The sequence below is a fragment of the Rhodococcus sp. O3 genome, assembly GCF_048897285.1.
Taxonomy (GTDB): Bacteria; Actinomycetota; Actinomycetes; order Mycobacteriales; family Mycobacteriaceae; genus Rhodococcus.
In genome coordinates this window covers 20,771-28,610 of sequence record NZ_JBMBTE010000070.1, presented here as the reverse complement: position 1 = coordinate 28,610, position 7,840 = coordinate 20,771, and the positions used below count along the sequence as shown (strand labels likewise).

Here is a 7,840-nt window from a genome sequence, read left to right as displayed (position 1 = left end):
AGGACTGACCCCTTCTCGCGCGTGGTTCCGGTAGCGGGTGCTACCGGAACCACGCGCGAGGGGTTATCGCCGACGGACGAGCAGCGGCAGCGCCATCGCCACCAGGATCAGCGCCGAACCGAACACGGCCAGGGTGGACGCGGCCTCGCCGAACGCGAGCACGCCGATCGTCAGGGCCACCACCACTTCGAGATAGGACAGACCCGACAGCTCGGCGGCACGCAGGTGCTTACCGGCGACCACCAGCAGACCCAGGGCGAACAGACCGCAGACGACGAAGAACCCTGCCGCCCAGGCCCAGTTGCTCGCCGTCATGCCCGACATGTCGGGCCGCGTCACCACGACCATCGCCGCGGTCGCGACCGCGCCGAAGGCGAAGTTCCAGAAACACCGGACATCGGACGGCATGTCGCTCCGGTATCGGTAGCACAGCAGGGCGGCGCCGTAGAAGATTCCCGACGCGACCCCGAGCACGGTCCCCAGCGTCTCCTGCTCGCCACCGGCGGAATTCCCGCCGACGAAGCCGGCCGCGAACAGCATGCCGACGAACGTCGCGCCGAGCGACAACGCGTCGAGGCGCGTGATCGATTCCTTCAACACCACGCGGGCGAGGACGGTCGCGACGACCGGTCCGAGGTAGTGCAACACCACGGCCCGGGACAGGTCGGTCAGGACGGTCGCGGACAGGTAGGTGGCCAGCGACAGACCGAGGAACACCCCACCCGCGACGACCGACCCGGACAGGCGGACCCGCCGCACCTGCCCGAGACGACGGGTGAACGCGAGCAGCACCAGCATCCCAACCGCGCCCACCGCCATGCGCCCGAAGGTCAGCGCCTCACCGAGCACCGCACCGGCGGGCGTGGCCATGCGTCCGAACAGGCCGGCCGCGCCCATCGCCGTGGCGGACAGGACGATGGCGACGATGCCGAATCGCCGGTCGCGGGAGGGCGCGGATCGGGGAGCGGGAGCGGGAAGTTGGGCGCGCGGCGGCGCGACGGAATCATGGGCGCGCGGCGGCGCGACGGAAACATGGGCGCGCGGCGGCGCGCCGAGGGAAACGGTCACACGTATTCCTCAGGCCAGGGTGCCCAGCGGCACCAGCGGGTGCTGTCGTTCCCCGCTCTGTCATCGGACCTGAGAGCTTTCGCGGACGTGATCCGCTTACACCTTCGGTGAACCCGGACGGGTTGCTTTCCAGAGGAGCCTCGCCACGGCGGTCTGGGGGCCTGAGAGATTCCCGGGGAGGTTGCTCCTTCGGCGCCCGCTGCTGTGCGGGACTCTCCCGCCGCGGTTCGGGTGGCTGTTCAGTTGTGTCGTCAAGTATGTCATGACAACAGGCGGGAGGCGGAGTCGAGCTGTTTCCGCAGGTCATAGGCCGTGTCGGAAAAGATTGTCAGATACCTTCACAAATATTGGCATAATTGCTATGGTGTGGGTCACACGGTTTTTCGACCGGCGTGCATCGGTGATTTCGCATTCCGACGAATCGGGAACACCGGTCGACTCGTCTCTTCTCTCGTACGGCAACGGCATCTACAGACAGGTGGTCATATGGGCATCGGGATGGTCCTCGACATGGCATCTGCCGCCACCCCCGATCGGATCGCTCTGGGTCCGCGGGCGAACGGCACGACCTATCGGCAACTCGACGAACTCGCTTCGCGCGGTGCGGGCCTGCTCGCCGAGCTCGGAGCCCGCCACGTCGTCTTCGTCGGCGTCAACGGTCCGGTGCTCCCCGCGCTCATGTTCGCAGCGGGGCGCGCCGGAATCCCCCTGGCTCCCTTGAACTACCGGCTTCCGGCCCCGCAACTGCTCGAACTGATCGACCGACTCGACGAGCCGGTGGTCGTGGCGGACCCCGAGTACGTGACCAAACTCGACGGATGCGCGCGCCGCATCGTCTCGACGGACGAATTCCTCGGACTGGCGAACGCGACGGAGCCGTTGGAGGCCGATCGCTCGGAGGACGAGGGCACGGCGATCGTGCTGTTCACCTCCGGTACCACCTCGGCTCCGAAGGGCGTGCTGCTCCGTCACCGCCACCTGCTGTCGTATCTTCTCAACACCGTCGAATTCGGTTCCGCGGCAGAGGAACACGCGACCCTGGTGAGCACCCCGCCGTATCACATCGCAGGTCTCGGGGCCGTCCTGAGCAACGTCTACTCGGGTCGCCGCATGGTCTACCTCCCCGATTTCACGCCGCAGGGGTGGCTCGACCTCGTCCGGACGGAGGGGGTCACGAGCGCGATGGTGGTGCCCACGATGCTCGCCCGCATCGTCGACCACCTCGACGGCGCGCCCGCCGACGTCCCGACACTCGGGTCGCTCGCCTACGGCGGTGCACGGATGCCCCAGCCGGTCCTCGAACGTGCTCTCGCGGCGTTCGGCGACACCGGATTCGTCAACGCCTACGGCCTGACGGAGACCAGTTCGACGATCGCGGTCCTCGGTCCCGAGGACCATCGGGAAGCCTTCGCGAATCCGGAACTGCGCGGCCGGCTCGCCTCGACGGGCCGGATCGTGCCCGGTATCGAGGCGCAGATCCGTTCGGAGGACGGCGATCGCGTACTGCCCGAGGGGGAGACGGGCCTGCTGTGGGTGCGCGGAGCGCAGGTCAGCGGCGAGTACATGGGCAACGGCTCGGTGCTCGACACGGAGGGCTGGTTCCCCACCCGGGATCGCGCCCGGATCGAGGACGGTTACCTCTACATCGGTGGCCGCGCGGACGACACCATCATCCGGGGTGGTGAGAACATTGCGCCGGCCGAGATCGAGGACGTGCTGGCGCATCATCCCCAGGTGCGGGAGGTGGCCGTGATCGGCACCCCCGACGACGAGTGGGGCGAACGGATCTGCGCGGTGATCGTCCCGGCGGCGGACGCCCACGACGACGCCGACGCGATCCGGACGTGGTGCCGCGAGCGCCTGCGCGGCTCGAGGACTCCCGACGACGTGGTGTTCGTCGACGATCTGCCTCGTACCCCGACCGGCAAACTCGTGCGCCGCGACCTCGTCGAGCAGGTCACCGCCGGCCTCGCAGGATGACCCGGCCGTCCGCATCGTGGAGAGAACAGGCATTGCCGTGACCGACACCGTCGACACCGAACTCCTTGGGCGCGAATGGGTCCTGCGGGCACGTCCGAACGGGCGCCCCCGTGCCACCGACGTCGAACTGGTCGAGACGACTCTCGGTGACCCTGCTCCCGGGCAGGTCCGCGTGCGGAACCTCGTCATGTCCGTCGAGCCCTACATGCGGGGCCGGATGGGGGGAGGGGCGTCCTACGCCGAACCGTACGAGCTCGATGCGCCCATGCTCGCGCCGACGGTCGGCATCGTGTCCCGTTCCGATCGGCCGGAGCTGCCGGTGGGATCGCTCGTTCTCCACGAATACGGTTGGCGCACGGAAAGTCTCGTCGACGTGACCGACTGCCGCAGGCTTCGGCACGACGACCTGCCCGCGGCCCTGCACCTGAGTGTCCTCGGCATCCCGGGGATGACGGCCTGGGTGGGGATCGACCGGATCGCGCAGGTCCGAGACGGCGACGTGGTGTTCGTGTCGTCTGCGGCCGGCGCGGTCGGGTCCACCGCCGTCCAGTTGGCGAAACAGCGCGGCGCCGTGGTGATCGCGAGTGCCGGATCGCCGGAGAAAGTCGCGCTCACAAAGGAACTCGGAGCGGACGCGGCCTTCGACCACCACGACGGGCCGGCGAAGGACCTGCTGCGTACCGCGATGGCCGAAGTCGGGGCCACGGCTCTCGACGTCTACTTCGACAACGTCGGAGGAGAACAGCTCGAAGCGGCCATCCGGGTGCTCGCCGACCACGCCCGCATCGCCCTGTGCGGGATGATCAGCGTTTACAACTCCGCCGCACCCGTGCCCGGCCCGAGCAATCTCCTCAAACTCGTCTGGCGCCGGGCGCGGATGGAAGGCTTCCTGCTGGCCGACCATCTCGACGCACGCGAGCAGTTCGAGGACGAGATGGCCGGACTCGTCCGGGCCGGACGGGTCCGGCCCGTCCACACCGAATTCCCCGGCGGCATCGCCGGTGCATGGGACGCCTTCGTCGGGATGCTCGACGGCGCCGCCACCGGCAAGGCCCTCGTTCCGCTCACCACCTCCACCTGACCCCACCGGGACCGTCCCGACGTCGCCCTTGGTGACGCCGGTGTCCCGCTGCACCCTTCCCACCCCTTCGGCGCCCTCCGGTGCCGACCTCATCGACAGGAGCCATCATGACTTCGCATCCACTTCCTCTCGAAGGAAAGGTCGCGCTCGTCACCGGCGGTAGCCGCGGCCTGGGCCGCGAGATGGTTCTCGCTTTCGCGAACGCCGGCGCCGACACCGTCATCGTCAGCCGCAAGGTCGACAGCTGTGAGAAGCTGGCCGCCGAGGTCGCCGAGACCACCGGCCGCAAGGCGCTTCCGCTCGCCTTCCACGTCGGTGACTGGGACGCTCACGCACCACTCGTCGAACGGATCTACGACGAGTTCGGGCACCTGGACATCCTGGTCAACAACGCGGGCATGGCACCGCTGTACCCCAGCCTCGACCAGGTCACCGAAGAACTGTTCGACAAGGTGATCGGCGTCAACCTCAAGGGCGCGTTCCGGCTCACCAGCCTCGTCGGGCCCCGGATGGCGGCCGGTTCCGGGGGATCGATCATCAACATCAGCTCGATCGCCTCCGAGCGGCCGATGACCACCGACCTGCCGTACGCGGCCGCCAAGGCGGGGCTCAACACCTTGACCAAGGGCTTCGCCCAGGCCTACGGGCCCAACGTGCGCGTCAACACGATCATGGCCGGTGCCTTCCTCACGGACATCAGCAAGGCCTGGGACAAGGAATCGGCCGATGAGCTGTTCCGGGGGATGCCACTCCAGCGCGCGGGAAATCCGGACGAGATCGTCGGTGCAGCACTGTATCTCGCCGGACCCGGCTCGACCTACACCACCGGCGCCGTGATCCCCGTCGACGGCGGCCGCACCTCCACCCCCTGACAGATCTCGGTCCCACCCCGACCGACCACCAGGAGCCCCACATGAACCCCATCCACACCCGCCGCACCCGGCGTGCCTTCCTGTCGGCCCTGACCGCAGGTGCTCTCGCAGCGGCTGTCGCGGCCTGCGGCGGAAACGGCGGCGACGACCGCATCACGTCCGATTCGATCGGATCCACCGGTCCGGCCGGCGATGATGCCTGGCAGCAGATCGTCGAGGCGGCCAAGGCGGAGGGCGAGGTCACGATCTACTCGTCGAACGCCGCGGACGCCCTCGCCGAACTCGGCCGCCGTTTCGAGGCCGACTACGGCATCCGCCTCAACGTGGTCCGCGACGTCGACGCGAACCTGCACCAGAAGATCGGCGCGGAGGCGGAGACCGGCAACCGCGTGGCCGACATCGTCACCCAGGCCAGCGTCCCCTGGGCCGTGGAGAACGGCGCGAACGGAGCCTTCGCCGAACCCGTCGGCCCCGCCTTCACCGACTCCGCGAGCGAATACGACGTCACGACGCTGAAGGACGACACCGGCTACTTCGTCACCAACGCGTCGGTGCTGACCTTCGGCTGGAACACCCAGCGACAGCCCGACGGCATCGACAGCTACAGCGACCTGCTGGATCCGTCTCTCGCCGGCGGGAAGATCGGCATCGTCACCCCCACCTCGACCGCCCACGTCGACTTCTACGACAGCTACCTCGAACAGGTCGGGGGAGAGGGCTTCCTCGAGAAGCTCGCCGCCCAGACCCCGCGGATCTACCCCAGCGCACTGCCGCTGGCGCAGGCCCTCGCCTCCGGTGAGATCGCCGTCGCCGCGTTCGTGCAGGACCAGAAGAGCGAACAGCGGACCGGCGCGCCCGTCGACTCGGCGTTCGGGGACGTCGTGTGGGGCGCCCCCATGTACACCGCGATCCTCGCCGACGCCGTGCATCCCAACGCGGCACAGGTCCTCGCCAACTACATGATCACGCCGGCCGGCCAGGAAGCCGTCTCGTTCCGCAACGCCGCCGTGCTGCCGAACATCGGCTCGTCCGTCACCACCGTCGACAAGGTCGCCCCCCAGAACACCGAGGCGATGACGCCGGCAGCACTCGAGGATCTCAAGGCCCGCTTCGGCCGCCTGTTCAACCAGTAGTCCCGGGATCGCCGGAGAAGGAGTCACCCCCATGGGAAGAGTTGAAGGAAAAGTCGCGCTGATCACCGGCGCGGCGCGCGGCCAGGGCCGCTCGCACGCCCTGCGCCTCGCCGAGGAAGGAGCGGACGTCGTCCTCCTCGACGTGTGCGCGCCGATCGGCTCGGTGCCGTACCCCCTCGCCACCGAGGACGACCTGAAGGAGACCGAGGCGCTGGTCGCCGCGACCGGCCGGAAGGTGCTGTCCCGCGTCGCCGACGTCCGGGATCAGTCGCAGCTCGACGCGGCGGTGGCCGACGCGATCGGGACCTTCGGGTACATCGACATCGTGTGCGCCAACGCGGGCATCGTGGGCTTCCGGCCCACCTGGGAGCTGAGCGATGCCGAATGGCAGGACATGCTCGACGTCAACCTCACGGGTGTGTTCCACACCGTCCGTGCCGTCGTCCCCGAGATGATCCGCGGTGGTCGGGGCGGCTCCATCGTCATCACCAGCTCCATCCAGGCGATGCTCGGCTCGGCCAACATCGGGCACTACAACGCCTCGAAGAGCGGTGTCGTCGGCCTCATGCGGACTCTGGCCACCGAACTCGGCCCCCACGGCATCCGCGTCAACACGGTCAATCCGAGCGCGGTCGAGACCCCGATGCTGCACAACGACGCGACCTTCCGGATCTTCGGGCCCGATCTCGAGAACCCCGGGCCCGAGGACCTGTGGGAGCGTTCGAAGGACCGCAATCCCATGGGAATCGGCTGGGTCGCGCCCGAGGACATGAGCAACGCCGTGTTGTTCCTCGCCTCGGACGAAGCACGTTTCATCACCGGCGTGGCACTGCCGGTCGACGCGGGGGTACGACTGTGACTGCTCTGGACAACGAAACCCGACCCGAGACCGCCCGGGTGCCGCGCCGACTCGAAGGGCGCCGGATCTTCGTCACCGGTGGTGGCAGCGGCATCGGCGAAGCCGTCGCGAAGCGACTCGCCGCCGAGGGCGCAGCGGTCGCGGTGACCGATGCTCGTGGTGAGGCCGCCGAGTCGGTGTCCGACGCGGTTGCGGAGACCGGCGCGCAGACGCTGGGGCTGCGGTGCGATGTCGGAGACGAAGCCTCCGTCGAGGAGGCCGTGGCTGCGGCGGTCGCCGAGTTCGGAGGCCTCGACGGGGTGGTGACCTGCGCGGGTGTCAACGGGACGGCAATGCTCCACGAGATGGAACTCGCCCACTGGGAACGCATCCTGCGGGTCAACCTCACCGGCAGCTTCCTGCCGCTGCGTGCCACCCTGCCGCACCTGCTCGAGGCCGGCGGCGGTTCGATCGTCACCGTCGGCTCGGTCGCCTCCTTGGTGGCGACCAACCTGAACACCCCCGGTTACGACGCGTCCAAGGGCGGTGTCCTGCAGCTCACCCGGTCGGTTGCCATGGGTTACGCGGACCGGAACATCCGAGCGAACTGCCTGTGCCCCGGCCTCGTGACCACGGGCCTGCGCGTGAACTCCCGGGCGCTGCAGGGCCCCGAACCGGAACCTACCCGCAGCCGGGTGGTGGAGAACACCGCGCTCGGGCGCTCGGCGGAACCGGCCGAGATGGCGTCGGTGGTGGCCTTCCTCCTGTCCGACGACGCCTCCTTCGTGACCGGCGCAGCGATCGCCGCCGATGGCGGATTGACCGCGAACTGACTCCCCGCCCGCCCGCAGCGGGCACGACACAGAGG

At 68.9% G+C, this 7,840-nt stretch carries 7 protein-coding genes and 1 riboswitch; of the genes, 6 read left to right on the top strand and 1 reads right to left on the bottom strand.

What is annotated here, in order from left to right; genetic code table 11:
• Positions 1 to 63: 63 nt before the first annotated feature.
• Complete coding sequence (locus ACN675_RS18880) at positions 64 to 1,068, bottom strand: DMT family transporter (RefSeq protein WP_420752297.1); 1,005 nt, start codon at positions 1,066 to 1,068, stop codon at positions 64 to 66.
• Positions 1,069 to 1,207: 139 nt separating this feature from the next.
• Positions 1,208 to 1,298, bottom strand: a riboswitch (glycine riboswitch).
• Between the two features lie 256 nt (positions 1,299 to 1,554).
• Between ACN675_RS18880 and ACN675_RS18875 the strand changes: the two genes are divergently transcribed.
• From ACN675_RS18875 to ACN675_RS18850, 6 genes are all read left to right on the top strand, one after another.
• Positions 1,555 to 3,048, top strand: a complete 1,494-nt coding sequence (locus tag ACN675_RS18875) for a class I adenylate-forming enzyme family protein (RefSeq protein WP_420752296.1) — start codon at positions 1,555 to 1,557, stop codon at positions 3,046 to 3,048.
• 37 nt (positions 3,049 to 3,085) lie between these two features.
• Entirely contained in the window at positions 3,086 to 4,129 is a 1,044-nt protein-coding gene (locus ACN675_RS18870; protein ID WP_420752295.1) for an NADP-dependent oxidoreductase, read from the top strand.
• Positions 4,130 to 4,236: 107 nt separating this feature from the next.
• Positions 4,237 to 5,001, top strand: a complete 765-nt coding sequence (locus ACN675_RS18865) for an SDR family NAD(P)-dependent oxidoreductase (protein WP_420752294.1) — start codon at positions 4,237 to 4,239, stop codon at positions 4,999 to 5,001.
• A gap of 41 nt (positions 5,002 to 5,042) precedes the next feature.
• Entirely contained in the window at positions 5,043 to 6,134 is a 1,092-nt protein-coding gene (locus tag ACN675_RS18860) for an ABC transporter substrate-binding protein (protein WP_420752293.1), read from the top strand.
• Between the two features lie 31 nt (positions 6,135 to 6,165).
• Positions 6,166 to 6,993 (top strand): mycofactocin-coupled SDR family oxidoreductase, encoded by an 828-nt coding sequence (locus tag ACN675_RS18855; protein ID WP_420752292.1) that lies wholly within the window; start codon positions 6,166 to 6,168, stop codon positions 6,991 to 6,993.
• Complete coding sequence (locus ACN675_RS18850) at positions 6,990 to 7,805, top strand: SDR family NAD(P)-dependent oxidoreductase (RefSeq protein ID WP_420752291.1); 816 nt, start codon at positions 6,990 to 6,992, stop codon at positions 7,803 to 7,805. The genes ACN675_RS18855 and ACN675_RS18850 overlap by 4 nt, the downstream gene beginning before the upstream one ends.
• Positions 7,806 to 7,840 lie beyond the last annotated feature (35 nt).

Bases quoted from the DNA above. Each gene is read 5' to 3' on its own strand.
- ACN675_RS18875 (WP_420752296.1), top strand. From the start codon at position 1,555: ATGGGCATCGGGATGGTCCTCGACATGGCATCTGCCGCCACCCCCGAT.
- ACN675_RS18855 (WP_420752292.1), top strand. From the start codon at position 6,166: ATGGGAAGAGTTGAAGGAAAAGTCGCGCTGATCACCGGCGCGGCGCGC.
- ACN675_RS18865 (WP_420752294.1), top strand. From the start codon at position 4,237: ATGACTTCGCATCCACTTCCTCTCGAAGGAAAGGTCGCGCTCGTCACC.
- ACN675_RS18860 (WP_420752293.1), top strand. From the start codon at position 5,043: ATGAACCCCATCCACACCCGCCGCACCCGGCGTGCCTTCCTGTCGGCC.